The sequence below is a fragment of the Thalassococcus halodurans genome (assembly GCF_900108225.1).
GTDB classification, from domain to species: domain Bacteria; phylum Pseudomonadota; class Alphaproteobacteria; order Rhodobacterales; family Rhodobacteraceae; genus Thalassococcus; species Thalassococcus halodurans.
The window spans coordinates 320,653-343,712 of record NZ_FNUZ01000002.1 but is presented as its reverse complement, the minus strand read 5'-3'; the positions used below and the strand labels follow the sequence as shown (position 1 = coordinate 343,712).

Sequence of the window (23,060 nt, the reverse complement as noted above, 5' to 3'; positions counted from 1 at the left end):
ATCAAACCGCGCACGCGCCTTGCTGACAGCGGGATTGGTGACCGGTTTGTGTCTGATGGCAGCCGGCGCATTTGCACAGCAGGGGCTGTTTTCGCCGGTCATCAAGGTCAACGAACAGGCGATCACCGGCTTTGAATTGCAGCAACGCGCACGCATGCTGCAAGTTCTGAATGCCCCGGGCGATATTAACAAACTGGCACGTGAACAGCTGATCGACGACCGTCTGCGTCTGCAGGCTGCGTCCGCCGCCGGTTTCGCACCATCGGAAGAGGAAATTCTGGCCGCAATGGAGGAATTCGCTGGTCGCGCGAATCTGACTCGTGAAGAGTTTACCAAAGCGCTGGCTGGTGCTGGTGTTGATGTCACCACGTTCCGCGATTTCGTGCGCGCAGGCGTCGCTTGGCGCAACTACGTGCAGGCACGGTTCGGCGGTGAATCGAACGTGTCGGAAGCGGAAATTTCCCGCGCGCTTTCCAGCTCGGCGAACGGCTCGAACGTGCGCGTGCTGATCTCGGAACTGATCATGCCCGCTCCGCCGCAGCAGGCCGAGGCCGTGCGCGCCCGTGCAGAACAGATTTCGCAGTACACATCTGAGGGCGAGTTTTCCGCCGCAGCGCGCAAATATTCCGCGACAGCCAGCCGTGGCGCCGGTGGCCGCCTGCCGTGGCGCGAGTTGACCGAACTGCCTCCTGCCCTGCGTCCGATCCTGTTGGGCCTGGCACCGGGTGAAGTGTCTGATCCGCTGCCCATCCCGAATGGCATCGCGCTGTTCCAGCTACGTGCTATCGAGGAAACAGGCTATACCGCACCGGAAGTGGCCGCTGTCGAATACGCCGCCTACTACATCCCCGGTGGTCGGACAGCCGAAACACTGGCCAAAGCGCGTGTGGTAGCCTCCAAGGTCGATCGTTGCGACGACCTGTATGGCATCGCCAAAGCCCAACCGGCTGAAGTTCTGGATCGTCAGAGCCTGCCGCCATCTGAGCTGCCCACCGATGTTGCGTTTGAATTGTCCAAGCTTGATCCCGGCGAAATTTCCACAGCGCTGACACGGTCGAACGGTCAGACACTGATGGTTCTGATGCTGTGTGGCCGGACCAATGCGATTGCAGAAGACGCGGATCGTGAAACTCTGGCGCTTGGCCTGCGTAACCGTCGCCTTGGTTCCTTGGCTGATGGCTACCTCGCACAGCTGCGTGCCGACGCCTACATCACAGAGTGACCTTGCCCAAGCCTATTGCCCTGACCTGCGGCGAACCTGCTGGCATCGGCCCTGAACTGGCCGTTGCCGCGTGGCGTCTGCTGGGCGGGCACATTCCCTTTGCCTATCTGGGTGCGCCCGATCATCTGCCGGAAGATACGCCTGTTCAGATCATCAGTGACCTGTCCGAAGTGCCTGACGCTGTCACGCAAGGTGTGCCAGTATTGCCCATCGCATTTGACGGGCCAAGGGTCGCGGGCAAGGCGCAGTCGAAACAGGCACAGGGCGTCATTGACGCCATCGAAACCGCTGTGCGCCTTGTACAGTCTGGCGACGCATCGGCCATCTGTACGCTGCCCATTCACAAGCAGGCCCTGCAGGAAGGTGCCGGTTTTGCCTACCCCGGCCATACCGAGTTTCTGTCCGCCTTGGCCGGCGGCGCCGATGTCGTGATGATGCTAGCGTCCGAGCAATTGCGCGTGGTTCCTGTGACCATCCACATTCCCATTAAAGATGTGCCCGACGCACTGACAGCGGACTTGCTAGAAACACGTATCCGTATCACCCACCGCGCGTTGAAAGATCAGTTCGGCATTGCTGACCCGCGGCTTGCTGTGGCCGGTTTGAACCCGCATGCGGGCGAAGGCGGACGCATGGGGCGCGAGGATCTGGATATGATCCTGCCGGTGATCCAGAAACTGGAAGACGAAGGCATGGCTATCACTGGTCCGATATCGGCAGATACGATGTTCCATTCCGAGGCACGCCGCCATTACGACTCTGCGATCTGCATGTATCACGATCAGGCGCTAATCCCGATTAAGACGCTGGATTTCGACAAAGGCGTCAATGTCACGCTGGGCCTGCCGTTCATCCGGACCTCTCCGGATCACGGAACTGCCTTTGATATTGCGGGCAAAGGGTTCGCTAATCCGTCTTCGACTATTGAGGCGCTTAAGATGGCGTGGCACATGGCAGGTGGATCGTTCTGATCCATTCCGCGCGCATCAGGTAGGACAGACACATGGCTGGTATCGACAATCTTCCCCCGCTACGGGACGTGATCGCGACACATGGGCTGTCTGCGCGCAAATCTTTGGGCCAGAACTTTCTGTTGGACCTGAACCTGACCGCAAAAATCGCGCGTCAGGCAGGTGATCTGACCGAAACCGATGTGCTTGAAATTGGCCCGGGCCCCGGTGGGCTGACCCGTGGGCTTTTGGCCGAAGGCGCACGCAAGGTTCTGGCGATTGAAAAAGACCATCGTTGCCTGCCCGCCTTGGCCGAAATCGCAGCGGCCTATCCCGGTCGGTTGGAAGTGATCGAAGGTGATGCGCTGGAAATCAATCCACTGGAACACCTTACACCGCCGATCCGCATTGCGGCGAACCTGCCCTACAACGTGGGGACCGAGCTGTTGGTGCGCTGGCTGACGCCGAAAGAATGGCCGCCGTTCTGGTCCAGCATGACGCTGATGTTCCAACGCGAGGTCGCCGAGCGCATCGTCGCAACGCCCGGATCAAAGGCCTATGGCCGTTTGGCTGTGCTGTCCCAGTGGCGCAGCGATGCGCGGATCGCGATCAGCCTGCCACCCGGTGCCTTCACACCGCCGCCCAAGGTATCGTCTGCTGTCGTCCATCTAACAGCCCTACCCGCGCCGCGGTACGAGGCCGATGCCAAGACATTAGAGTACGTCGTGGCGAAAGCGTTCAACCAGCGTCGCAAGATGCTGCGCGCTGCGTTGAAAGGTGTTCATCCGGATATCGAGGATTTGCTGACCCGCGCGGGCATTTCGCCAACAGAGCGCGCCGAACAGGTGTCACTGGAGCAGTTTTGTGCTTTGGCCCGCGCATTGAAAGACGCACGGGCCTAAATCACTTAGTCGGCCGCGTCTGCAACAGGCGCATCGGACGCGTCTGTCTCTTTCGGCTCGGGCTTTTTGCGCGGCTTGCGCTTGGCCTTCGGCTTGGGCTCAGGCTCGGCCTCAGCGGCGCTTTCCGGTGTCTCGACAAGGTTCGAGTCGTCGTCGTCACTCAGATCCAGAACGTCCTGCTCAATCGCAGGTTTGTTGCGGTTGTTGCGACGGTTGTTCTGGCGCGGAGCGTTTTCTTTGCCCTGATCGGCTGACGGCTGCTCATCGGACTGAGGCTGCGCATCATCTGAGGACTGGTTGTTGTCGCCACGTTCACGATCACGCTGTGCCTGACGTTCGCGGTTCTCACGCTCTTGCTGTTCGCGGCGCTGCTCTTGTTCGCGCTGCGCTTCGGACAGAAGACGCATGTAATGTTCAGCGTGCTGCTGGAAGTTTTCAGTGGCAACACGGTCGTTGGCCAACTGAGCATCCCGCGCCAGCTGATTGTATTTGTCGATGATCTGCTGCGGTGTCCCGCGAACCTTACCGTCCGGACCGGACGAGTCGAATACTCGGTTAACTACATTGCCCACCGAAGAACGATTGCGGTTCGACTTCGACCGCGAGCGTGATTTGGAAGATCGCATCTTTGTGCTTCAGTCCTGTTTTGACTGTTATTGTGTCCCCGTTCGCAGGCGTAAATAGCGCCTTACCGGATCACACCACTTGTCTGGCTTGCTGTCAGGCGGGACATATCGAGATCGTCCGGCAACCTAACAAGTACTGAGTAAACATGTCAGACACGTTTTAACAAGCAAAAAACATGGTTTTAGAGCGTCTTTTAGCAATAAGTCGCACACTAACCGGCCCAGACGCCCTGAACGACGCGGTCCCGACCATCCAGATCGCACGTGATCTGAACATTGTTAAAGCCGACCGTGCGCATCATATCGGATACAGCCTGCCCCTGTGTTGGCCCGATCTCGACAATCAGGCGTCCGCCTTCCAGCAGGTGATGCGGGGCGCCTGCGGTGATGACTCGGTAGGCGCTCAGACCGTCAGAGCCATCGGTTAGCGCCATGCGCGGTTCGTGATCGCGCACCTCGGGTTCAAGCCCGAACATTTCGCTAAGTGCAATGTAAGGCGGATTGGAAACGATCAGGTCGAAATACTGTTCATCCGGGCCCAACGCTTCGTACCAGGATCCGGCAAGCAGCGTACTACGCGGCTCCAATCCCAAGGCGTTGCTGTTCCAATAGGCAACATTTAGTGCATCAGAGCTTAAATCTGCGCCAACACCTTCGGCCGTTTCATTCTCCAGAAGCAACGTCAGCAGGATACAGCCCGAACCGGTGCCCAGATCAAGAACACGACCGAAAGGCGCGGCCAGTGCCGTTTCAATCAGCGTTTCGGTTTCAGGACGCGGATCAAGAACATCTTTTGAAACGATAAAATCACGGCCATAGAACATCCGGCGGCCCGTCAGATGTGACACCGGCACGCGTTCGGTACGGCGTTCGATCAGGACGCGATAAATAACGGTCAGTTCCGGATCGACATCCTCGGGCAAAAATAGGGTTAGACGCCCCATCGGCACTTTCAGGACATGGGCCAAAAGCCGTCTGGCATCGCGCCCTGCATCTGGAATCCCCGCATCGACCAGCTTTCTGGTCGCTTCTGCCAGAATTTCGGATCCGGTCATGTACCCAAATCCGCCAATAGGCTGGCCTGCGCGTCTGCAGTCAGCGCATCAATGATTTCATCGAGGTCGCCCTGCATGATCTGATCAAGCTTATAAAGCGTCAGGTTGATCCGGTGGTCCGTCATACGGCCCTGCGGGAAATTATAGGTCCGGATGCGTTCGCTCCGGTCCCCGCTTCCCACCTGCGCCTTGCGGTCAGCGGAACGTTCGGAATCGACCTGCTGGCGCTGCAAATCAAACAGGCGCGTCCGCAGAACCTGCATCGCGATTTCGCGGTTCCGGTGCTGGGATTTTTCCGAGCTGGTGACAACGATGCCCGTGGGAAGGTGCGTGATACGCACGGCCGAGTCTGTGGTATTCACGTGCTGCCCGCCGGCGCCGGACGACCGCATCGTATCGATCCGGATATCATTGGCCTCGATCTTGATATCAACGTCTTCCGCCTCGGGCAGAACGGCAACCGTCGCGGCAGAGGTATGGATGCGTCCACCGGATTCTGTGGCCGGAACACGCTGCACGCGGTGCACGCCGGATTCAAACTTCAGGCGGGCGAAAACCGCATCGCCGGTGACCCGCGCGATCACCTCTTTGACGCCGCCCAGTTCCGTCATCTGTTCTTCGATCATCTCGAACGTCCAGCCACGGCTTTCGGAATAACGCTGATACATGCGCAGCAAATCCGCGGCGAACAGCGCAGCCTCGTCGCCACCAGTGCCCGGACGAATTTCCAGAATGGCTGGGCGCGCATCGGCCTTATCCTTGGGAAGCAGTGCGATCTTCAGCTTGTGCTCTGCCTCAGGGCGTGCGGCCTGCAATTCACGCAGTTCTTCTTGCGCCAGATCCTTCATTTCCGGATCGTCCAGCATTTGTTGTGCTTCGGCAATACCTTCTTCCAGCGCTTGCCAGTCGCGGATTTGATCAACGACAGGCTTCAACTCGGCATACTCGCGACCAAGGGCGGCGATATCGCCTGCCCCAGAGGACATGCTGGCTTCTACAAATTCGAAGCGTTGCAGGATTTGGATCAGTCTATCTTCAGGAACCATAGGATGTTCTGTTCATGACCGTGTGGTTTTGGTCAAGGGCTGTTCGTGTGCTAGGATCAAAGAATGTTACGCGCTGGCATCATCCTGATAACGTGCCTTTGCACGGTGCCGCTGGTCCCGGTTGCGGCGGATGTTGTCACACCTAATGGAACGACAATCCCATGTTACTGCACAGACAGCACGGGCGGACGCGTAGAACTGGGGGACAAGATTTGCCTTCATGTCGATGGGCGCAGCTTTACGGCGCAATGTCAGATGTCGCTGAACGTGCCCATGTGGCGGGAACTGCACGAAGGATGCGTATCGTCGCGCCTACTGCCCGAGCTTCTCAAGCCATCCATCGACACGCGCCTTATTGACCCCGAGGTCTGAGCGCCCGAACCGAAGGCGGGCGTACAGCTCGATATCCCCGTCGACCAGCTGAACGGTAGTGTAGTCCGGAAAGCCCATCCACTTGGACCGCGTTATATAGGTCACGCGGCCTTCTTCGACAGAACCAGCAAGCTTGTCGGTACGAGGCGATGAAAGGATGATGCGTTCAAGACGCGCCATCATCTCTTCGTCGCCCTCAAAACGACGGCGCACGCCATCACGAAGATCCTGATCCGACAGAACCTGTGGATCTGTGTTCCAGACAGCAGGATCGGACGGCGCAAGCCGAATATAGGCCAAGCCGCCGATGACGACCGCGATTATCACCCAAAAGAACACTTTCAACTCTTCCCACCTGTTGTCCCGGTGTTATCGAAAAACCAGTGTCACTTATTCAGAACCACGACGCGTCCAGCCCCAGAGGCACAGGATTTCCATCGCCACATGCGCTCCGGCGACAGCCGTCGCACCAGTCGTATCGTAAGCTGGTGATACTTCAACCACATCACCACCCACAACGTTCAAACCGGCGATTTCCCGCAAGATCAACGCCGCTTGACCCGAAGTTAATCCGCCCCAGACCGGAGTGCCCGTACCCGGTGCAAAGGCCGGATCAAGGCAATCGATGTCAAAGGTCAGATAGCACGGGGTATCGCCGACGATATTCTTGATTTTGGCAGCGACTGTATCGGGGCCTGCGCGATGCACTTCGGGCGCGTCGATGATGTTCACGCCCATCGTATCAGGATTTGTTGTTCGAATACCGATAGATACAGAGCGTTCCGGGATGATCAGTCCTTCTTTCACGGCCTTGTAAACAAACGTCCCGTGATCAATTCTGTCCGGATCATCGTCGATCCAACTGTCGGAATGCGCATCGAACTGAACCATTGCGAGCGGCCCATATTTCTCAGCGTAGGCACGCAGGATCGGCAGAGTGATGAAGTGATCACCGCCCAAAGTCAGAGACGCAGCGCCAGCATCCAAGATGGTCTTGATGTGGCTCGTGATGCCAGCCGGAACAGTTGATGTCTTTGCGTAATCAAACGCCATATCCCCATAATCAATAACGGAAAATTCTGACAACGGATCGAAATCCCAACCGTAAGGCGGATCATAGGGTTGCAGGCTCGACGCCTCGCGGATCGCGCGTGGGCCAAAGCGGCAACCAGGCCGGTTTGTCACCGCCTGATCAAACGGAATACCCGTGACAGCCAGATCGACGCCAGAAAGGTCTTTGGTATAGCGACGACGCAGGAAAGATGGCGCGCCAGCAAAGGCGTTCTCATAGCTTAAACCACGTGCACTTTCACGTGTAAACGCATGATCAATCTGGTTTTTTGCGTCTTCCAGTGCCATTCATTCAGTCCTTATTCAGCGGCTGGCGTGTTTCAATGAGGCGGGCAAAAAAGCTTGCCCCGATTGGCGCGATTTCGTCGTTGAAGTCGAATTTCGGATGATGCAGCGACGGACCGAGCCCCTGTCCGATCTGCAAATATGCCCCCGGTCGTGCATTCAGCATATACGAAAAATCTTCTGCGCCCATAGAGGGTTTAATGTCGTCGATGATGTTTTCGGAACCGCAGACCTCGGACGCGACCGCGACGGCAAATTCTGTTTGAGCCGCGTGATTGATGGTTGGCGGATAGGACTTTTGATAATCGATTTCCGCCGTTAAACAATAACTTGCCGCCTGACCTTGAACGATTTCTCGCAGACGCTTTTCGGCCATTTCCCGAATTGCAGGATCAAAGGTTCGGACCGTGCCCGCCAACAGCACCGTTTCCGGCGTTACGTTCTTGGCCGAGCCCGCCTGCACCTGCGTCAGAGACACGACAATTGCCCCCAAAGGATCTGCATTACGCGAACTGATCGTCTGCAATGCCATACCGATGCTAAGTGCCGCAGGAATTGGATCAATGTTTTCATTAGGATGGGCCGCATGCCCGCCTTTCCCGCGCAGAACGATGTCAAAGTCGTCTACAGCGGCCATGATTGGCCCCAGACAGGTGCTGAACGTCCCGACCTCGCCGTTCGGGTCTGTGTGTAGGGCGTAAACCTCTTCGATGCCGAAGCGTTCCATCATGCCCTCGTCGACCATAAGGCCGCCGCCACCGATGGTTTCTTCTGCCGGTTGGAAAATCAGTGCGACCGTGCCCGAGAACTTGCGCGTCTCGGCAAGGTATTTGGCCGCCCCCAAAAGCATCGTCGTATGACCATCATGGCCACAGGCATGCATTTTACCGGAAATTTTCGACGCATATTGAGCGCCAGTCTCTTCTTCCATCGGCAAGGCATCCATATCGGCACGAAGCCCTGTCACACCGCCTTTTTCCTGTCCATGGATCAAGGCCACGACGCCGGTTTCCGCGATGCCGGTATGGATTTCGTCGACACCGAATTCTTTAAGGCGCTCAACGACAAACGCCGCTGTGTCATAACATTCCAGCCCCAATTCAGGGTACTGATGCAGATGCCTGCGCCATCCCTTCATCTCTTCCTGATACGCGGCGATGCGATTCACTACGGCCATGTCTGGACACTCCTTGGGTCGTGGTTCAGGCTTGTCATGACGATGAAGGAAGGGCAATCGCCATGAGCGAAAATTTGGTTCACAACTCTGATGCCGGCATGGAACGTCTGCTTGAGATCATGCGCAGGTTGCGTGATCCGGAAACCGGCTGTCCATGGGATGTGGAACAAAGCTTTGAAACCATCGCCCCCTACACAATTGAAGAAGCGCACGAAGTGTCCGATGCGATCGAACGCAAGGCCTATGATGAGCTGAAGGATGAATTGGGCGATCTTCTGTTTCAGTCGGTCTTTCACGCGCAGATCGCACAGGACATGGGGCTTTTCGCGTTCAATGACGTTGTGAATGCCATTTCGGACAAAATGGTGTCGCGCCATCCCCATGTGTTTGGCGATGAATCAAATCAAAAGTCCGCAGAGCAGCAAACGAAAGACTGGGAAGCAGTCAAAGCCGCCGAACGCGCAGCGAAGTCCGAAGGCGGCGTTCTTGATGGTGTCGCCATGGGCCTGCCGGCGCTGATGCGCGCGGTGAAACTGCAAAAACGCGCGGCCCGCGTAGGATTCGACTGGCCGGAAATCTCGATGGTTTTGGACAAGCTTGTGGAAGAAGCGCAGGAAGTGGCTCAAGCCAATAACCCTGAACATCTGGAAGAAGAATTCGGGGACCTGTTGTTTGTGATGGCCAATCTGGGCCGCCATCTGGATGTCGATCCGGAAAAAGCACTTCGGGCCGCCAATTCCAAATTTACGCGTCGTTTCAAGTACATAGAGAAATCGTTGGCCGCTGACGGACGGCATCCTTCGGACAGTACGCTCGAGGAAATGGACGCCCTTTGGGACGAAGCAAAAGCGCTGGATAAGGCTGGGCAAAATATTTCCGATTAATTTATTCGGGTATTGACCTGAGTTTTTTAGTCGGGCATTAGGCGAGGTAATCTAACACCCAATTGGAGTTACCCGATGACCCGTTATTCGATGACAGCTCTGGCCCTTGTTATGGCTGCAACCTCTGCCTCTGCGGAAGTGAACATCTACTCTCAGCGTCAGCCTGAGCTGATCGCGCCTATCACGGATGCTTTCACCGCGGCGACAGGCATCGAAACCAACGTTGTGTACCTCGACAAGGGGCTGACCGAACGCCTTCAGGCTGAGGGTGACCGTTCCCCCGCCGATATCATCATGACCGTCGACATTTCCCGCCTGAGCCAAGCAGTAGACGCTGGCGTCACACAAGCGGTTGAAAGCGATGTTCTGGCCGCGGCTATCCCGGCAGAGTTCCGTGATCCAGGCAACCAGTGGTTCGGCGTTACAACACGTGCCCGTATCGTTTACGCGGCCAAGGATCGCGTCGATCCGGCGGAAATCACAACATACGAAGATCTGGCAGACCCCAAGTGGGAAGGCAAAATCTGCACCCGTTCCGGCACACACCCCTACAACCTTGCTCTGCTGTCCGCTGTGATCCATCACCACGGCTATGACGCGGCCAAGGAATGGGCGCAGGGCCTGAAAAACAATCTGGCACGCAAGCCCCAAGGCAATGACCGCGCACAGGTTAAGGCGATCTGGGCGGGCGAATGCGATATCTCGCTCGGCAATACTTACTACATGGGCAAAATGCTGGCAGACGAAGAGCAGACAGCATGGGCGAACTCGGTCAACGTTGTGTACCCGTCCTTCGCTGACGGCGGCACACACATGAACGTATCCGGCGTTGCAATGACCAAAGCGGCTCCGCACGCAGAAGACGCAAAAGCCTTCATGGAATTCCTCGCTTCCGACGAAGCGCAGCATGTTTACGCGGAAACCAACTATGAATTCCCGGTCAAAGCCGGTGTAGATCGTTCCGAACTGGTTCAGTCCTGGGGTGATTTCACTACAGACCAAGTGAACCTGATGGATCTGGCTGCGCTGCGTGCAGATGCCCTGAAGATCATGGAAGAAATCAACTTCGACGGCTGATTTAGCAGCGAAGTCCCCAGAAGCCGCTGGTCAGCACACTGACCGGCGGCTTTTTCTGTGCGTTTTTCCTTCCGCTGGAACTCACAGCCGTGTGATACGTTGATCAGAAGGATCATTGTACAAGGCAGGCCCGTGAACGGACACGACGCACGAAAACCGCATCACATCCCGCGACAGGGGTGGTTCCAGATTGTGAAACGCCTTTTTCAGCGCGTGACCGAAGACCATGTGTCGGTTGTGTCGGCTGGTGTTGCCTTCTTCGGGCTGCTTGCGATATTCCCCTCATTTACCGCCTTGGTGTCCATTGCGGGCTTTTTCCTTGATCCTGTCGATGTGACCAACCAGTTGGACCAACTGGCAGAGGTCTTGCCGCCCGACGCGGCGGGCATCCTTCAGGAACAGGTGCTGGACGTGGCTGGTGGCGACGCGACGCGCACAGGGCTGGCAGCGCTGGTGTCGTTCCTTCTGGCCTACTACGGCGCCGTAAAGGGCGTAAAAACGTTGATGTCGGGCCTGAATGTGGCCTACGGCGAAAAGGAAAAGCGCGGCTTTCTGGTTTTGAACCTGACAGCCGTTGGTATGGCGCTGGGACTGATTTTTGGCGTCTTGGTGTCGACGGGCCTGATGATCGTTTTGCCCGTCGTTCTAAAGTTCTTTTGGATCCCGCCCGAAGTTGAAATGGCTGTCACGCTGGGCCGCTTGCTGATCGTGACTATTCTGATCGTCGGGGGATTTTCGTTTCTCTACCGCTTCGCGCCGTCACGGCGCAGTGCAAAGTGGCGCTGGGTATCTCCCGGCGCGCTGATAGCGACGGTTTTGTGGATGATCGCCACAAACGCCTTTTCGGTCTATGCGCAGAACTTTGGCACCTACAACGAAACCTATGGGGCGTTGGGTGGTGTTATTGTACTGCTGACGTGGCTTTGGATGTCGGCCTACATCGTTCTTCTGGGGGCCACCCTGAATGCCGAGATGGAGCATCAGGCACGTCCGGACACTACCGTGGGCGACGAACGTATTCTGGGCCAACGGGGCGCTGTTAAGGCCGATACCCTGCCCGACGGCGAACCGACGACCTGACAGAAAACCAACAGACAAAGAAAAACGGCGCTCTGAAACCAGAGCGCCGTTTCTATTCGGATCAAAGAGTGGCTTAGGCCGCTTCTTTGATGAACTTTACCGCGTCGCCGAAGGACTGAATGGTTTCAGCCGCGTCGTCGGGGATTTCGATGCCGAATTCTTCTTCGAACGCCATAACCAGCTCAACAGTGTCAAGGCTGTCTGCGCCCAGATCGTCGATGAAGGAAGCGCTTTCGACGACTTTCTCTTCTTCAACGCCGAGATGTTCGACCACAATCTTACGCACGCGATCTGCGATATCGCTCATGTTCTTTCCTCACATTTCGTTTGGGCCGTGTCGCCCATGTTGCCCAAAACCCAAATGGGCTGGAGCGATTTACCCTTGCGGGCGGTTGTCCCCCGAAAAGACAAAGGCCGAAGCCCCCACCCCCATCGGGCTTTGAAACTGCGAGCGCCTATAGCACAAGCGCTCAGTTTGGCAAACGCTTTCCCGACATTGCGGGACCGACAAAGCGGCCAGCGTTGTTACAACATCGCCATCCCGCCGTTCACATGCAAGGTCGAGCCGGTCACATAACCAGCCTCGGGGCTTGCAAGATACAGAACAGCAGCGGCGATTTCTTCTGACGTGCCCATACGGCCCGCCGGAATTTGCTGAAGGATGGCAGATTTCTGATCATCATTCAGTTTGTCAGTCATCGCGGTTTCGATGAAACCCGGTGCGACAGAGTTCACAGTGATACCGCGCGATGCAACTTCATATGCCAGCGACTTGGACATGCCGACCATACCGGCTTTCGCGGCCGCATAGTTGCCCTGCCCAGGGTTGCCGGTTGCGCCAACCACGGACGAGATATTCACGATGCGGCCCCAGCGTGACTTCATCATGCCGCGCAGAACGCCTTTGCACAGGCGGAACGTGGCGGTCAGGTTGACCTCAAGCACAGCGTTCCATTCGTCTTCGGACATGCGCATGAACAGGTTGTCACGGGTGATGCCTGCGTTGTTCACCAGAATGTCGACAGCACCCATCGCCTCAGCCGCTTGTTTGGGCAGCGCATTGACCGCATCTGCGTCAGACAGGTTGCACGGCAGGACATGTGCACGATCGCCAAGGGTCGCGGCCAGTTCCTGAAGCGGCGCTTCGCGGGTGCCCGAAAGACCAACGGTTGCGCCAGCTGCATGCAACGATTTTGCGATCTCGCCACCGATACCACCGGACGCGCCGGTGATCAGGGCGCATTTTCCTGTCAGGTCGAACATAATTTTCTCCTTCCCTGCGCGTTCAGCGCGGATCTTAATTCTTTACGCCAAAGCTTCTGCAGCAGCGGTCACATCAGCGGGCGTGCCCACGGCACGTGTCGCGACCGAACGGTCAATACGCTTGATCATGCCGGACAGTGCTTTGCCCGCTCCGATTTCCCACGCCTCTGTCACGCCTTGCGCTGCCATCCACTGAACCGATTCACGCCAGCGAACCGAGCCCGTGACTTGTTCGACCAACAGTTGACGAATGGTTTCAGGATCGTTCACCGCCTCGGCGCGGACGTTTGCAACAACAGGCACGGCAGGTGCGCTAATCGCAACCTCGGCCAATGCCGATTTCATCACTTCCGCAGCAGGTGCCATCAAAGCCGAATGGAACGGTGCGGACACAGGCAGAAGCAACGCGCGTTTCGCACCCTTTTCCTTGGCGATCTCGACCGCGCGTTCAACGGCGGCTTTGTCACCAGACACGACAACTTGTGCAGGATCGTTGTCATTCGCAGCCTGACACACGTCACCCTGTGCAGCGGCCTCGGCCACTTCGCGCACGGCATCCAGATCAAGGCCCAGAATGGCGGCCATGGCACCTGTGCCAACGGGCGTTGCCTCTTGCATCGCTTTGCCACGGGTCCGCAGCAGACGAGCGCAGTCAGACACGGTCAGAGCACCAGCAGCGGCCAGCGCCGAGTATTCCCCCAGCGAATGGCCAGCAACGAAGGATGCCGCCGAGATAGTTACACCTTCGGCTTCCAGCGCGCGGAATGCTGCCAGAGAGGTCGCCATAAGCGCAGGCTGCGCGTTTGCCGTCAGGGTCAGGGTTTCGATGTCGCCGTCCCAGATCAGATCGCTCAGCTTTTCGCCAAGAGCATCGTCGACTTCGTCAAAAACGGCCTTTGCCACCGGATATGCATCGGCCAGATCGCGGCCCATTCCTACAGTTTGCGCCCCTTGACCGGGAAAAACGAAAGCTCGGCTCATCGTGTCCTCTTCGAATTTGTTTTAACCCCAATATCGGCAGTGACCCCGAGGCGCAACGCTTTGCACAGATGCACAGGGGTTGTGTGGTTGAAACAATTCCTGTCCTTGATGCGTTGAACTATCTCAGGACTAACTGCAAAACCTGACCCAAGGTCACTTTGCCCCTATTTTTAACGAGGAATCGCATGCCAGCCCAAAACACCGCATTTCAATACGGCGCTGTCGCACGTTTGTTTCACTGGCTGACTGCTTTGGGAATTTTTTTCCTGATCGCGAGCGGATTGATTGCCGAGGAATGGCCGTATGGCACCGAATCCGAACTGGCGACCAAAGTGACGTTGTTCTCGACCCACAAAACAATCGGCGTGCTGATCTTCTTTATCGCCTTGGCCCGTATCCTGTGGGCCCTGACACAGCCGCGCCCTACCCCGTTGCATCCTGAGCGCAAGCTGGAAACGCTGGCCGCGGAAACCGTGCACTGGTTGCTTTACGGATCAATCCTGTTGGTTCCGCTGTCCGGCTGGGTTTATCACGCGGCAACGTCGGGCTTTGCGCCGATCTGGTGGCCTTTCGGTCAATCCCTGCCGTTTGTTCCCAAGTCCGAAAGCCTCGCGCATGTGGCGTCGACATTGCATGAAGTGCTGAACTGGGTTCTTTGGGCGTCTGTTGCGCTGCATGTGGCGGGCGCAATGAAGCACCAGGTTGTCGATAAGGACCCGACGCTGTCGCGTATGACCAAGGGTGTTCCTGCGGGCACGACCGAAGCCCCTAAAACGAGCCACGCGTTCAGCGCCACGCTTGCGCTTGGCGTTTGGGCGGTAATGCTGTCAGCGGGCACAGCGATGGGCATGTTCGAAGAACGGGAACCACGTCCGACTGACGCCGCCGATTTGGCAGAGGTCGATAGCCAATGGACGGTACAGGACGGCACACTGGCCATCACGATCCAGCAGATGGGCAGCGCGGTTGAGGGTACATTTGAACAGTGGACAGCCGATATCGCGTTCGAAGAACAGGACGCCCCCGGCAAGACCGGCGAAGTGACGGTCGAAATCGCAACCGGTTCGATCGCTTTGGGATCGGTGACATCGCAGGCGGTCGGCAGCGACTTTCTGGCGGTTGAAACCTTCCCGACCGCAGTCTTTCAGGCCGATATCCTGAACGTGGCCGATGGCTATGCGGCAGAGGGCACCTTGACGCTGAAAGGCGTGACCATGCCGGTGACGATGCCATTCCAGATGACCATTCAGGACGGGATCGCCACCATGGAAGGCCGCACGACGCTAGAACGCCTAAACTATGGCGTCGGTGAAAACATGGCGGATGGCACGCAGCTTGGACTGCGGGTTGATGTGTCGGTGAAACTGGTTGCCGAGAAAGCGGATTAACCCCACCTTGGCCTGATGACACAGGCCAAGCTATCCTCGGACTTTCACGCGTGCATTGTGAAAAATGGTCAGGTCGTCCTTACCCAAGGGCGGCCTGATGCACTTTTCCCGTGGTGGAGTTTCAGCAAAACCGTTCTGGCCGCTATCGCCCTTCGCGCAGGTGTCGATCTGAACCTGCCGCTTCCCAACGCCACGTACACACTGCACCAGCTACTCACCCATACCGCCCGTCTTCCATGTTACTGTGACCTGCCGGAATACCATAGCGCGGTCGCGGCAGGCGAAACCGCTTGGGGCTTTGACGACATGGAAGCGCGGGTCATGTCCCTGCCCCCAAAAGAACAACCAGCTTGGCGCTATTCGAATTATGGCTACGCGTTGGCCCGCCGCAGGATCGAAAACCTGAGCGGCAAAACCTTGGCCGAACATATGCAGGCATTGGCCAATCATTTGGGGCTGAACACCGTTTTCCTTGCCGAAACAATGAATGAATTTTCGAAGGTGCATTGGCCCGAAGCCAAACGATACGATCCCAAGTGGGTCTATCACGGGTGCCTTGTCGGCACGCCCGCTGAGGCCGCTTTGATGATGGATGCCATCGCCACTGGCCGCCTTTTGTCACCTGATCAGTTCAGAACGATGAACACCTGTGTCGACCTTGGCGGTGCGCTAGAGGGTCGACCATGGACACGCTGCCGGTACGGATTGGGCGTGATGTCGGGGGAAATGGGCAACGTCGGTCGTGCGATTGGGCATTCCGGCAGTGGGCCGTTTTCCAGCAACGCTGTGTACCATTTCCCTGACCTTCCTGAGCCAACAACCGTAGCAGTCTTTGGCCATGGTTCATTCGAGGGTCATTCGGAAAACCATATTCAGACGCTGATAAACGAAAAAGCCCGCCATCCCTAAGGATGACGGGCACAGCGTGAGTGATACGCTTACTCGTTACTCAGCTTTCATCGCCTCGATGGAGATGTTCACCTTAACTTCGTCACCCACGTAGGGGGCGAACATGCCAAGGTTATAGTCGGTGCGCAGCAGCGTTGTTGTCGCTGTGAAACCCGCCCAAGGCTTGTTCGCCATCGGGTGGTCCATTGCTTGTGTCAGCGTGGCGTCCAAAACGACTTCTTTCGTGACGTCGTTCAGTGTCAGGTCACCGGTGATCAGGGCAGTATTGTCGCCTGTGACCTCGATCGACTTGGACGTGAAAGTAACCATTTCATCTTCATCCGCGCCGAAGAAGTCATCGGCCATGAAGTGTTGGAAACGCTCTTCCCAGCCTGTCAGCATCGAGCGGACGGGAAAAGATACGTTTACAGAAGAGTTCGCAGGATCTTCCTGATCGAACATGATTTCGCCGCCGAAGCCCGAGAACATGCCGTAGGTCGTGGAAAAGCCCAAGTGGTTGTATTCGAACAGGATCTGGCTGTGGCTGGAATCAAGTTCGTACTTTTCAGGTGCAGCAAAGGCTGCGACCGGTGCCGCCATCAGTGCGAGTGCGAATGCAACAGATTTTTTCATCGTTTACTCCGAAACAAAAGTTATGCCCCAGAGATGTGCGCAATCGGGCCAACCTACAATTCTAGGTTTTCCAACATGATCTGTGCGCCAATGAACGGAACTTTAATCTTCTGTGCGCGCAATCAACAAAAAGCCAATTCCTGCTGAAATTTCAACCACTGTCACACCGAATTTCATCAACAGCATAGACGATGTCGGTTCGACTTGGGGCACAATCCACATCCCGACACCCGCAAGACATAAAGCAGCGCCGAAAAACGCGGCGCACGCTTTGATCCAGTTCACGCCGGTGTATTCGCGGGATTGCGCTGTTTCAAAGCCGTGATCTACTGCACTCATCTGACCCACCTCGTGGTTTTGTTGTTTCTTAAACCTTTATTAAAAATGGCGTCGAAACTTGGGCGGTCGGATGGAATCTCGTAGGCCCGATTGAGGCGGCCCAACAGCCAACAACAGGCTTGTCTTCCGGTCATATACATGTATATCGGGGCGTCCTTTCGCGGAACGTTATGAACCGCGCAGTCTCTCGTGGGTAGGTGCGGAAGGATGAGTAGCCTGCCCTATGAAATGCGCTTGAAAATGAACGGAGTTCACATGCCGCTATACGAGCATGTCTTTATCTCGCGTCAGGATTTGTCCAACGCGCAGGCTGAAGGTCTGATCGAACACTTCTCCACAGTACTGACAGACAACGGCGGTAAGGTCGTTGAGAACGAGTACTGGGGTGTTAAGACCCTCGCATACAAGATCAACAAGAACCGCAAAGGCCACTTTGCTTTCCTGAAAACAGACGCCCCCGCGGACGCTGTTCAGGAAATGGAACGCCTGATGCGCCTGCATGACGACGTCATGCGTGTTCTGACCATCAAGGTCGAAGAGCACGAAGAAGGCCCGTCGGTTCAGATGCAGAAAAAAGACGAACGCGACGGCCGTCGCGAGCGCCGCAATTAAGCCCGAGAAAAGGAGCTAAGACATGGCAGCAAAACCATTTTTCCGCCGTCGTAAGGTCTGCCCGTTCTCTGGTGAGAACGCGCCCAAGATCGACTACAAGGACACAAAACTTTTGCAGCGCTACATCTCTGAGCGTGGCAAAATCGTTCCGTCCCGCATCACTGCCGTATCGGCCAAGAAACAGCGTGAACTGGCACGTGCTATCAAGCGCGCCCGTTTCCTGGCTCTGCTGCCCTACGCCGTGAAATAAGGAGACTGATCAATGCAAGTTATCCTTCTTGAACGCGTGGCCAAGCTTGGCCAGATGGGCGACGTCGTAGACGTGAAGCCCGGTTACGCACGCAACTACCTGCTGCTGCAGGGCAAAGCGCTGACAGCTTCGAAAGAGAACATCGCTCAGTTCGAAGCACAGAAAGCGCAGCTGGAAGCGAACAACCTGGAAACCAAGAAAGAAGCCGAAGCACTGGCTGAAAAACTTGGCGGTCAGCAGTTCGTTGTGATTCGTCAGGCGTCCGACGGTGGCAACCTGTACGGTTCCGTTACAACACGTGACGCAGCCGACGTTGCAACAGCCGAAGGCTTCACCCTCGACCGCAAGCAGGTTCTGATCCGCGCGCCCATCAAAGAACTGGGTCTGCACGAAGTAGAAGTTCACCTGCACCCCGAAGTTATGGTCACAATTTCTCTGAACGTTGCACGTTCCGAGGAAGAGGCCGAACTGCAGGCGTCCGGCAAAAGCATCCAGGAACTGGCTGCTGAAGAAGAAGCACAGGCAGAATTCGAAATCTCCGAACTGTTCGACGATATCGGTGCTGCTCAGATGGACGACGACGGCGAGGAAGCCCCCGCTGCGGAAGCCGCTGAAGAAGAAGACAACGCCTAATCAGGCCCTTCTCTTTTTAAAATTTCGAAGCCGCGCAATGATTTGCGCGGCTTTTTTGATGCGCCAAACTGTCACTTTCGTCCCTCTGGCCGTCCATTGAATCACAGGGTAAGCCGAGCCTGACACACAGGCAGTGACCGAATGGAGTGAAACATGGCACATACCCCCGAACGTGATTTCATTCGTCACGTCGTGTTTTTCAGCGGCAAGGATAAGCAGGACGTCGATCGGATCATGGCAGGCCTAGAGATGCTAAAAAACATTCCAGGCGCTCGTCACTTCGAAGTGCGCAAAAACCTTCGTGCGGACAGGTTTTCTGACGATGTCGACATCGTTTTGTACGCCGAGTTCGACGATGAAGACGCGCTAAAGGCCTATCATGCGCATCCGATCTATCAGGAATGCATTTCGGTTGTTCGGCCCCTTCGCGACCTGAGAATAGCCGCAGACTTCTGATCATACCCGACAAAAGAAAAAGGCCGCCCAATTGGACGGCCTTCTTTATTCTTAGATCCTGCTTGGATCTTATTCGTCTTCCAGAGCGTCCAGAGCTGCCTGAAGTTCGTCTTTGGAGACTTCTTTTTCAGTCACTTTCGCGCCTTCTACGATGTGGTCGATGACCTTATCTTCGAAGATCGGCGCGCGCAACTGCTGCTGCATCTGTGCGTTTTGGCGAACGAAATCAAAGAACTGGCGTTCCTGACCCGGGTACTGACGCGCCTGTTGCATGATGACTTGTGTCAGCTCTGCATCAGACACTTCAACCTCGGCCTTCTGACCGATTTCTGCCAGCAGCAGGCCAAGGCGCACGCGACGCTCGGCCAGTTTGTTGTGCTCGTCTGTCGGCTCGATCTTGTCGTGGTCGTGGCCCTGAACGTCAGGGTTTTCGTCGTGCCACAGCTGGTGCGCGATCTGACCTGCTTCTGCTTCAACCAGGCTCGGCGGCAGTTCAAAGGTCACCAGACCGTCCAGCGCATCCAGAACGCCACGCTTCATGACAGCGCGTGCTGCGCCAACGTATTCGGCTTCCAGACGCTCACGCAGTTGGCCTTTCAGTGCTTCCAGATCGTCCGCGCCGAATTTCTTGGCCAGCTCGTCGTCGATTTCCGCAGCAACGGGCTTTTTCACAGCTTTGACGGTCACGTCGAAAACAGCGGGCTTACCAGCAAGGTTTTCCGCGCCGTACTCTTCCGGGAACGTCACTTCGACAGCTTTTTCTTCGCCTTCTTTCAGACCAACCAGCTGCTCTTCAAAGCCGGGGATGAAAGAGTTCGAACCCAGAACCAGCGGGTAATCTTCGGCAGAACCACCGTCGAACGCTTCGCCGTCAACTTTACCAACGAAGTCGATGACAACCTGATCGCCGTCCTGCGACTTGGTGCCTTTCTTACGGTCCTGGAAGTCTTGCGCTGTTTCAGCAAGGTTCTTCAGGGCTTCTGTGACTTCGTCTTCGCTTGCTTTCGCAACCAGCTTCTCGACTTCGACTTTGGAAAAATCGACTTCGGGAATTTCAGGCAGCTTTTCGTAGCTCATCTCGACGTTGACGTCGTCGCCTTCTTTCCAGTCCTCATTGGTCATTTTGACCTGAGGCTGCATCGCAGGGCGGTCACCCGATTCTTCGAAGTGTTTGCTCATGGCGTTGTCGATGGCTTCTTGCATCGATTCGCCCAGTACGCGCTGACCGAACTGCTTTTTCAGAAGCGCCATCGGCACCTTGCCTTTGCGAAAGCCCTTCATTTCCACTTCGGGCTGCGCTTCGGCGAGTTTCTCGTTGACCTTCGCCTCAAGCTCGTCAGCCGTCACTGTAATGGCGTATTCACGCTTCAGGCCTTCGTTCAGGGTCTCAGTGACCTGCATGTTCCGATCCTTTTCTCGTCCTTTGGTGCGGGTGGAGGGACTTGAACCCCCACGCCTTGCGGCGCCAGAACCTAAATCTGGTGCGTCTACCAATTTCGCCACACCCGCATAAACCTGTCGGGGCTGCGCAATGGCACAGCCCCTGTTCCGGCGTTCTCTAGCAAAGGAGGAAAGAGGATGCGAGAGGAAAAATTAGCTAACAAAGAACGCGACATTTACGCATTCTTGCCGTATTGTGACGAAAAAATGAGGCAGAACAGACAGGAATGCACCTATGGAACCGAAAACGGTCCGGTGCGCAGATGGGGATTCCCCCACGCGCCACGAATCTATCCAACGCCCAAATGCGCTTACTGCGGGGACAGTTGTCCTGACGCTTGATGGTGCATTGCCCGTTGAATTCCTTTCCCCCGGCGATCGTGTGATCACCCGTGACAGCGGCTTTGCCAAGCTGGTCGACATCAAAGTCACCAAGCGCAAAGTTCCCGCAGTGGGTATTCGCGCAGGTTCACTGGGTAATTCCCGCCCTGACCGTGACGCTGTGTTTCCCGCGTCCCAGAATATTCTGATCCGCGACTGGCGCGCCAAGGCGATCTTTGGTCGCGCTCAGGCACTGGTTCCTGCATCGCGTCTGGTTGATGGCGAATTTGTCAGCAATCTGGGTGACGTTGAAATGACGCTGTGCGAGCTGATCTTCGACACCCCCCACATCGTTTATGCCGACGGGATCGAGGTCGCATCCTCGGAACTAGCAACAGTCGACGCGTAACGGATCGGGCCCCTCACTGGGGCCCTAATTCTTTCAACACCCTTGGAATCATGGCTGGAATATCTTCGGCGATTAATCCCGGCCCGAATGTCCGCGCGCACTCTGCATGCAACCACGCCGCATCGCAGGCGGATTGAAACAGATCGCCCCCACGCGCCCAAAGCCCGCAAATAAAGCCTGTCAGAACGTCGCCAGACCCAGCCGTCGCCAACCAAGGCGCGGTGTACTCATAGACAGACGCGCAGATAGCAACACGCCCATCGGGCGCAGCAATCACGGTGTCAGGCCCCTTCATCAACACCATGCATCCGGCAGTTTGCGAAGCGTCGCGTGCGGCATCAACCTTGGAGTAGGCTGGTCCTGACGTCGCCGCCTCTGAAAGCTTCGAGGCAAAGTCAGGGAACAACCGGGCAAATTCGCCGCCATGAGGTGTCAGAATGCAGTCTTTGTGAAGGCCAGACAAAAGGTCACCAGGCGCATCCGCAAACGCGCTGAGTGCATCTGCGTCCAGAACAGTTGGGCGCCTTGAGGCCAAAGCAGTAGGAACCAAAGTTCTGGCCCGTTCAAAACCCAATCCCGGACCTAGGCACACAGACGAATAACGTGGATCTTGTAGCGTTTCGCCAAGATCGCGAGCGTCATCAATTTCAGTCACCATTAAAGACGTAATCGCCTGAGCGATTTCAGACAGGCTGCTTTTTGCGGCACCGATGGTCACCAGCCCTGCCCCGATTCGCAGCGCCCCCATCGCCGAAAGTCGCGCGGCGCCGCTTTTGCCCGCACTACCGGAAAGCACCAAAGCATGACCGTAAGAAAATTTGTGGCCGGTCGATTTGAGGATTCGATTCCGATCTGGTCGAACAACCAACTTGCACAACGGTTCATCCCAATTATCGGTTCGCAGCCCAATGCCAGAGCAAACCAGCGATCCACAGGTTGCAGGCCCCTCTGCCAGAAAATGCCCAAGTTTGCGCTTATGAAAAGTGACCGTCAGGTCGGCCTGCAATGCCTGTTCGCCGATGACACGCCCAGAATCACTGCAAAGGCCACTTGGGATATCGACCGCGACGACTGCGCCACCGGTGTCACGCACATTGGCCACCCATGTGTTCATCGGCAAAGCAACCGGCCGCGTCAGCCCAGTGCCGAACAGCGCGTCAATCAGCAACGTCTGACCAGCAGGCAAATCTAAGGCCTCCGACAGAGACGATACACTGCCCAACCCATCCCATAGCTGGCGATTGGCCAAAGCGTCCGGTGACGACGATGTCGGCGTGCCCAATGCAAAAACCAATACATTCCAGCCGGCTTCTTTCAGCAAACGCGCAATAACATAGCCATCACCGCCGTTATTGCCCGGCCCGCACAAAACAACAGCCTGGGCAAAGATTGCCTGACCGCCGGGCCATTTGTGCTGAATAGCACTGACAACGCCCCTGCCCGCACGTTCCATCAAGGTCAGACCAGACACCTCGTTGGCATCCATTGCCCGTTTTTCCATCGTCCGCATCTGGGACGCTGTGACTAGGTCATTTTTTGCCATTCTCTCGCGATTCACTTTTGCCTATTTTTTGGTCGCATTGACTATTTTTTAATCCCGAAGCAGAAATCACCTCGTGAATCGCTGCAATTTTGGTCATCCGTTCATTGTAGCCCGGAAAGCAACGTGGTCTGAGCGTTTCAAACACATCGGAAGGAGG

The 23,060-nt window shown here is 56.4% G+C and carries 26 protein-coding genes and 1 tRNA gene; 13 read left to right on the top strand and 14 right to left on the bottom strand.

Translation table 11 applies throughout. The annotated features are described in order from the left end of the window. Positions 1–55 precede the first annotated feature (55 nt). The 3 genes from C4S59_RS06680 to rsmA are packed head-to-tail and all read left to right on the top strand — an operon-like array spanning position 56 to position 3,074. Complete coding sequence (locus C4S59_RS06680; protein WP_234994730.1) at positions 56–1,222, top strand: peptidylprolyl isomerase; 1,167 nt, start codon at positions 56–58, stop codon at positions 1,220–1,222. 2 nt (positions 1,223–1,224) lie between these two features. Continuing rightward, positions 1,225–2,193 carry a 4-hydroxythreonine-4-phosphate dehydrogenase PdxA gene (gene pdxA, locus C4S59_RS06675; protein WP_103909702.1) on the top strand — a complete coding sequence of 323 codons (969 nt, stop codon included), beginning with the start codon at positions 1,225–1,227 and terminating at the stop codon, positions 2,191–2,193. Between the two features lie 32 nt (positions 2,194–2,225). After that, a complete protein-coding gene (gene rsmA / locus C4S59_RS06670; protein ID WP_103909701.1) occupies positions 2,226–3,074 on the top strand; it encodes a 16S rRNA (adenine(1518)-N(6)/adenine(1519)-N(6))-dimethyltransferase RsmA in 849 nt (282 codons plus the stop codon). Positions 3,075–3,079: 5 nt separating this feature from the next. Here the strand turns inward: rsmA and C4S59_RS06665 are convergent, their stop codons facing one another. The 6 genes from C4S59_RS06665 to C4S59_RS06635 all read right to left on the bottom strand — a co-directional run bounded on the left by C4S59_RS06665 (position 3,080) and on the right by C4S59_RS06635 (position 8,706). Further along, positions 3,080–3,700: a DUF4167 domain-containing protein gene (locus tag C4S59_RS06665; RefSeq protein WP_103909700.1), complete on the bottom strand. Its 621-nt coding sequence runs from the start codon at positions 3,698–3,700 to the stop codon at positions 3,080–3,082. Between the two features lie 212 nt (positions 3,701–3,912). Then, positions 3,913–4,755: a peptide chain release factor N(5)-glutamine methyltransferase gene (gene prmC / locus C4S59_RS06660; RefSeq protein WP_103909699.1), complete on the bottom strand. Its 843-nt coding sequence runs from the start codon at positions 4,753–4,755 to the stop codon at positions 3,913–3,915. Then, positions 4,752–5,801: a peptide chain release factor 1 gene (gene prfA, locus C4S59_RS06655; protein ID WP_103909698.1), complete on the bottom strand. Its 1,050-nt coding sequence runs from the start codon at positions 5,799–5,801 to the stop codon at positions 4,752–4,754. The genes prmC and prfA overlap by 4 nt, the downstream gene beginning before the upstream one ends. Before the next feature lie 312 nt (positions 5,802–6,113). After that, positions 6,114–6,512, bottom strand: a complete 399-nt coding sequence (locus C4S59_RS06645) for a DUF1499 domain-containing protein (RefSeq protein WP_327346268.1) — start codon at positions 6,510–6,512, stop codon at positions 6,114–6,116. Between the two features lie 51 nt (positions 6,513–6,563). Next, complete coding sequence (gene speB, locus C4S59_RS06640) at positions 6,564–7,532, bottom strand: agmatinase (RefSeq protein ID WP_103909695.1); 969 nt, start codon at positions 7,530–7,532, stop codon at positions 6,564–6,566. Positions 7,533–7,536: 4 nt separating this feature from the next. After that, the gene (locus tag C4S59_RS06635; RefSeq protein ID WP_103909694.1) at positions 7,537–8,706 is read right to left on the bottom strand and encodes a M20 aminoacylase family protein; all 1,170 of its coding nucleotides are present in this window, start codon (positions 8,704–8,706) and stop codon (positions 7,537–7,539) included. A gap of 62 nt (positions 8,707–8,768) precedes the next feature. Between C4S59_RS06635 and mazG the strand changes: the two genes are divergently transcribed. The 3 genes from mazG (at position 8,769) to C4S59_RS06620 (ending at position 11,747) form a co-directional block, all read left to right on the top strand. Beyond that, positions 8,769–9,590, top strand: coding sequence for a nucleoside triphosphate pyrophosphohydrolase (gene mazG, locus C4S59_RS06630; protein WP_103909693.1), 822 nt, complete (start codon positions 8,769–8,771; stop codon positions 9,588–9,590). A 75-nt stretch (positions 9,591–9,665) separates the two neighbouring features. Continuing rightward, positions 9,666–10,667, top strand: coding sequence for a Fe(3+) ABC transporter substrate-binding protein (locus C4S59_RS06625; protein WP_103909692.1), 1,002 nt, complete (start codon positions 9,666–9,668; stop codon positions 10,665–10,667). A 192-nt stretch (positions 10,668–10,859) separates the two neighbouring features. Next, a complete protein-coding gene (locus C4S59_RS06620; protein ID WP_160006772.1) occupies positions 10,860–11,747 on the top strand; it encodes a YihY/virulence factor BrkB family protein in 888 nt (295 codons plus the stop codon). A 73-nt stretch (positions 11,748–11,820) separates the two neighbouring features. On the opposite strand, the gene C4S59_RS06615 is transcribed toward C4S59_RS06620, so the two are convergent. The 3 genes from C4S59_RS06615 to fabD form a co-directional block, all read right to left on the bottom strand. Next, on the bottom strand, positions 11,821–12,054 hold the full coding sequence (locus C4S59_RS06615; protein WP_103909690.1) for an acyl carrier protein: 234 nt from the start codon (positions 12,052–12,054) through the stop codon (positions 11,821–11,823). Positions 12,055–12,272: 218 nt separating this feature from the next. Beyond that, the gene (gene fabG / locus C4S59_RS06610; protein WP_103909689.1) at positions 12,273–13,010 is read right to left on the bottom strand and encodes a 3-oxoacyl-ACP reductase FabG; all 738 of its coding nucleotides are present in this window, start codon (positions 13,008–13,010) and stop codon (positions 12,273–12,275) included. Between the two features lie 42 nt (positions 13,011–13,052). Then, positions 13,053–13,991: an ACP S-malonyltransferase gene (gene fabD, locus C4S59_RS06605; RefSeq protein WP_103909688.1), complete on the bottom strand. Its 939-nt coding sequence runs from the start codon at positions 13,989–13,991 to the stop codon at positions 13,053–13,055. Between the two features lie 185 nt (positions 13,992–14,176). Here fabD and C4S59_RS06600 point away from each other — a divergent pair, with 185 nt between their 5' ends. Both C4S59_RS06600 and C4S59_RS06595 read left to right on the top strand, forming a co-directional pair. Further along, on the top strand, positions 14,177–15,379 hold the full coding sequence (locus C4S59_RS06600) for a cytochrome b/b6 domain-containing protein (RefSeq protein ID WP_103909687.1): 1,203 nt from the start codon (positions 14,177–14,179) through the stop codon (positions 15,377–15,379). A gap of 15 nt (positions 15,380–15,394) precedes the next feature. Next, complete coding sequence (locus C4S59_RS06595; protein WP_103909686.1) at positions 15,395–16,288, top strand: serine hydrolase domain-containing protein; 894 nt, start codon at positions 15,395–15,397, stop codon at positions 16,286–16,288. 36 nt (positions 16,289–16,324) lie between these two features. Here the strand turns inward: C4S59_RS06595 and C4S59_RS06590 are convergent, their stop codons facing one another. Then, entirely contained in the window at positions 16,325–16,900 is a 576-nt protein-coding gene (locus C4S59_RS06590; protein ID WP_103909685.1) for a YceI family protein, read from the bottom strand. Between the two features lie 102 nt (positions 16,901–17,002). Further along, positions 17,003–17,239, bottom strand: coding sequence for a hypothetical protein (locus C4S59_RS06585; protein ID WP_103909684.1), 237 nt, complete (start codon positions 17,237–17,239; stop codon positions 17,003–17,005). Between the two features lie 255 nt (positions 17,240–17,494). Here C4S59_RS06585 and rpsF point away from each other — a divergent pair, with 255 nt between their 5' ends. From rpsF to C4S59_RS06565, 4 genes are all read left to right on the top strand, one after another. Then, a complete protein-coding gene (gene rpsF / locus C4S59_RS06580; RefSeq protein WP_103910302.1) occupies positions 17,495–17,851 on the top strand; it encodes a 30S ribosomal protein S6 in 357 nt (118 codons plus the stop codon). A 22-nt stretch (positions 17,852–17,873) separates the two neighbouring features. After that, positions 17,874–18,101, top strand: a complete 228-nt coding sequence (gene rpsR, locus C4S59_RS06575; protein WP_009805008.1) for a 30S ribosomal protein S18 — start codon at positions 17,874–17,876, stop codon at positions 18,099–18,101. Positions 18,102–18,113: 12 nt separating this feature from the next. Further along, positions 18,114–18,734, top strand: coding sequence for a 50S ribosomal protein L9 (rplI, locus tag C4S59_RS06570; RefSeq protein ID WP_103909683.1), 621 nt, complete (start codon positions 18,114–18,116; stop codon positions 18,732–18,734). Positions 18,735–18,887: 153 nt separating this feature from the next. Next, positions 18,888–19,190 (top strand): Dabb family protein, encoded by a 303-nt coding sequence (locus C4S59_RS06565; RefSeq protein ID WP_103909682.1) that lies wholly within the window; start codon positions 18,888–18,890, stop codon positions 19,188–19,190. Between the two features lie 69 nt (positions 19,191–19,259). On the opposite strand, the gene tig is transcribed toward C4S59_RS06565, so the two are convergent. Both tig and C4S59_RS06555 read right to left on the bottom strand, forming a co-directional pair. Beyond that, on the bottom strand, positions 19,260–20,591 hold the full coding sequence (gene tig / locus C4S59_RS06560) for a trigger factor (protein ID WP_103909681.1): 1,332 nt from the start codon (positions 20,589–20,591) through the stop codon (positions 19,260–19,262). A gap of 23 nt (positions 20,592–20,614) precedes the next feature. Then, positions 20,615–20,699: transfer RNA gene (locus tag C4S59_RS06555), tRNA-Leu, on the bottom strand. A 166-nt stretch (positions 20,700–20,865) separates the two neighbouring features. Between C4S59_RS06555 and C4S59_RS06550 the strand changes: the two genes are divergently transcribed. Then, positions 20,866–21,360: a Hint domain-containing protein gene (locus C4S59_RS06550; RefSeq protein WP_103909680.1), complete on the top strand. Its 495-nt coding sequence runs from the start codon at positions 20,866–20,868 to the stop codon at positions 21,358–21,360. A gap of 13 nt (positions 21,361–21,373) precedes the next feature. Here C4S59_RS06550 and C4S59_RS06545 read toward each other — a convergent pair whose 3' ends face one another. After that, entirely contained in the window at positions 21,374–22,903 is a 1,530-nt protein-coding gene (locus C4S59_RS06545; RefSeq protein ID WP_103909679.1) for an NAD(P)H-hydrate dehydratase, read from the bottom strand. Positions 22,904–23,060 lie beyond the last annotated feature (157 nt).

Bases quoted from the DNA above. Each gene is read 5' to 3' on its own strand.
- C4S59_RS06600 (WP_103909687.1), top strand. From the start codon at position 14,177: ATGCCAGCCCAAAACACCGCATTTCAATACGGCGCTGTCGCACGTTTG.
- rpsR (WP_009805008.1), top strand. From the start codon at position 17,874: ATGGCAGCAAAACCATTTTTCCGCCGTCGTAAGGTCTGCCCGTTCTCT.
- mazG (WP_103909693.1), top strand. From the start codon at position 8,769: ATGAGCGAAAATTTGGTTCACAACTCTGATGCCGGCATGGAACGTCTG.
- rplI (WP_103909683.1), top strand. From the start codon at position 18,114: ATGCAAGTTATCCTTCTTGAACGCGTGGCCAAGCTTGGCCAGATGGGC.
- C4S59_RS06680 (WP_234994730.1), top strand. From the start codon at position 56: ATGGCAGCCGGCGCATTTGCACAGCAGGGGCTGTTTTCGCCGGTCATC.
- rsmA (WP_103909701.1), top strand. From the start codon at position 2,226: ATGGCTGGTATCGACAATCTTCCCCCGCTACGGGACGTGATCGCGACA.
- prmC (WP_103909699.1), bottom strand. From the start codon at position 4,755: ATGACCGGATCCGAAATTCTGGCAGAAGCGACCAGAAAGCTGGTCGAT.
- C4S59_RS06545 (WP_103909679.1), bottom strand. From the start codon at position 22,903: ATGGCAAAAAATGACCTAGTCACAGCGTCCCAGATGCGGACGATGGAA.
- speB (WP_103909695.1), bottom strand. From the start codon at position 7,532: ATGGCACTGGAAGACGCAAAAAACCAGATTGATCATGCGTTTACACGT.
- C4S59_RS06565 (WP_103909682.1), top strand. From the start codon at position 18,888: ATGGCACATACCCCCGAACGTGATTTCATTCGTCACGTCGTGTTTTTC.
- C4S59_RS06615 (WP_103909690.1), bottom strand. From the start codon at position 12,054: ATGAGCGATATCGCAGATCGCGTGCGTAAGATTGTGGTCGAACATCTC.
- C4S59_RS06665 (WP_103909700.1), bottom strand. From the start codon at position 3,700: ATGCGATCTTCCAAATCACGCTCGCGGTCGAAGTCGAACCGCAATCGT.
- C4S59_RS06625 (WP_103909692.1), top strand. From the start codon at position 9,666: ATGACCCGTTATTCGATGACAGCTCTGGCCCTTGTTATGGCTGCAACC.
- C4S59_RS06590 (WP_103909685.1), bottom strand. From the start codon at position 16,900: ATGAAAAAATCTGTTGCATTCGCACTCGCACTGATGGCGGCACCGGTC.
- C4S59_RS06585 (WP_103909684.1), bottom strand. From the start codon at position 17,239: ATGAGTGCAGTAGATCACGGCTTTGAAACAGCGCAATCCCGCGAATAC.
- prfA (WP_103909698.1), bottom strand. From the start codon at position 5,801: ATGGTTCCTGAAGATAGACTGATCCAAATCCTGCAACGCTTCGAATTT.
- fabG (WP_103909689.1), bottom strand. From the start codon at position 13,010: ATGTTCGACCTGACAGGAAAATGCGCCCTGATCACCGGCGCGTCCGGT.
- C4S59_RS06550 (WP_103909680.1), top strand. From the start codon at position 20,866: ATGGAACCGAAAACGGTCCGGTGCGCAGATGGGGATTCCCCCACGCGC.
- C4S59_RS06635 (WP_103909694.1), bottom strand. From the start codon at position 8,706: ATGGCCGTAGTGAATCGCATCGCCGCGTATCAGGAAGAGATGAAGGGA.
- C4S59_RS06595 (WP_103909686.1), top strand. From the start codon at position 15,395: ATGACACAGGCCAAGCTATCCTCGGACTTTCACGCGTGCATTGTGAAA.
- tig (WP_103909681.1), bottom strand. From the start codon at position 20,591: ATGCAGGTCACTGAGACCCTGAACGAAGGCCTGAAGCGTGAATACGCC.
- fabD (WP_103909688.1), bottom strand. From the start codon at position 13,991: ATGAGCCGAGCTTTCGTTTTTCCCGGTCAAGGGGCGCAAACTGTAGGA.
- rpsF (WP_103910302.1), top strand. From the start codon at position 17,495: ATGCCGCTATACGAGCATGTCTTTATCTCGCGTCAGGATTTGTCCAAC.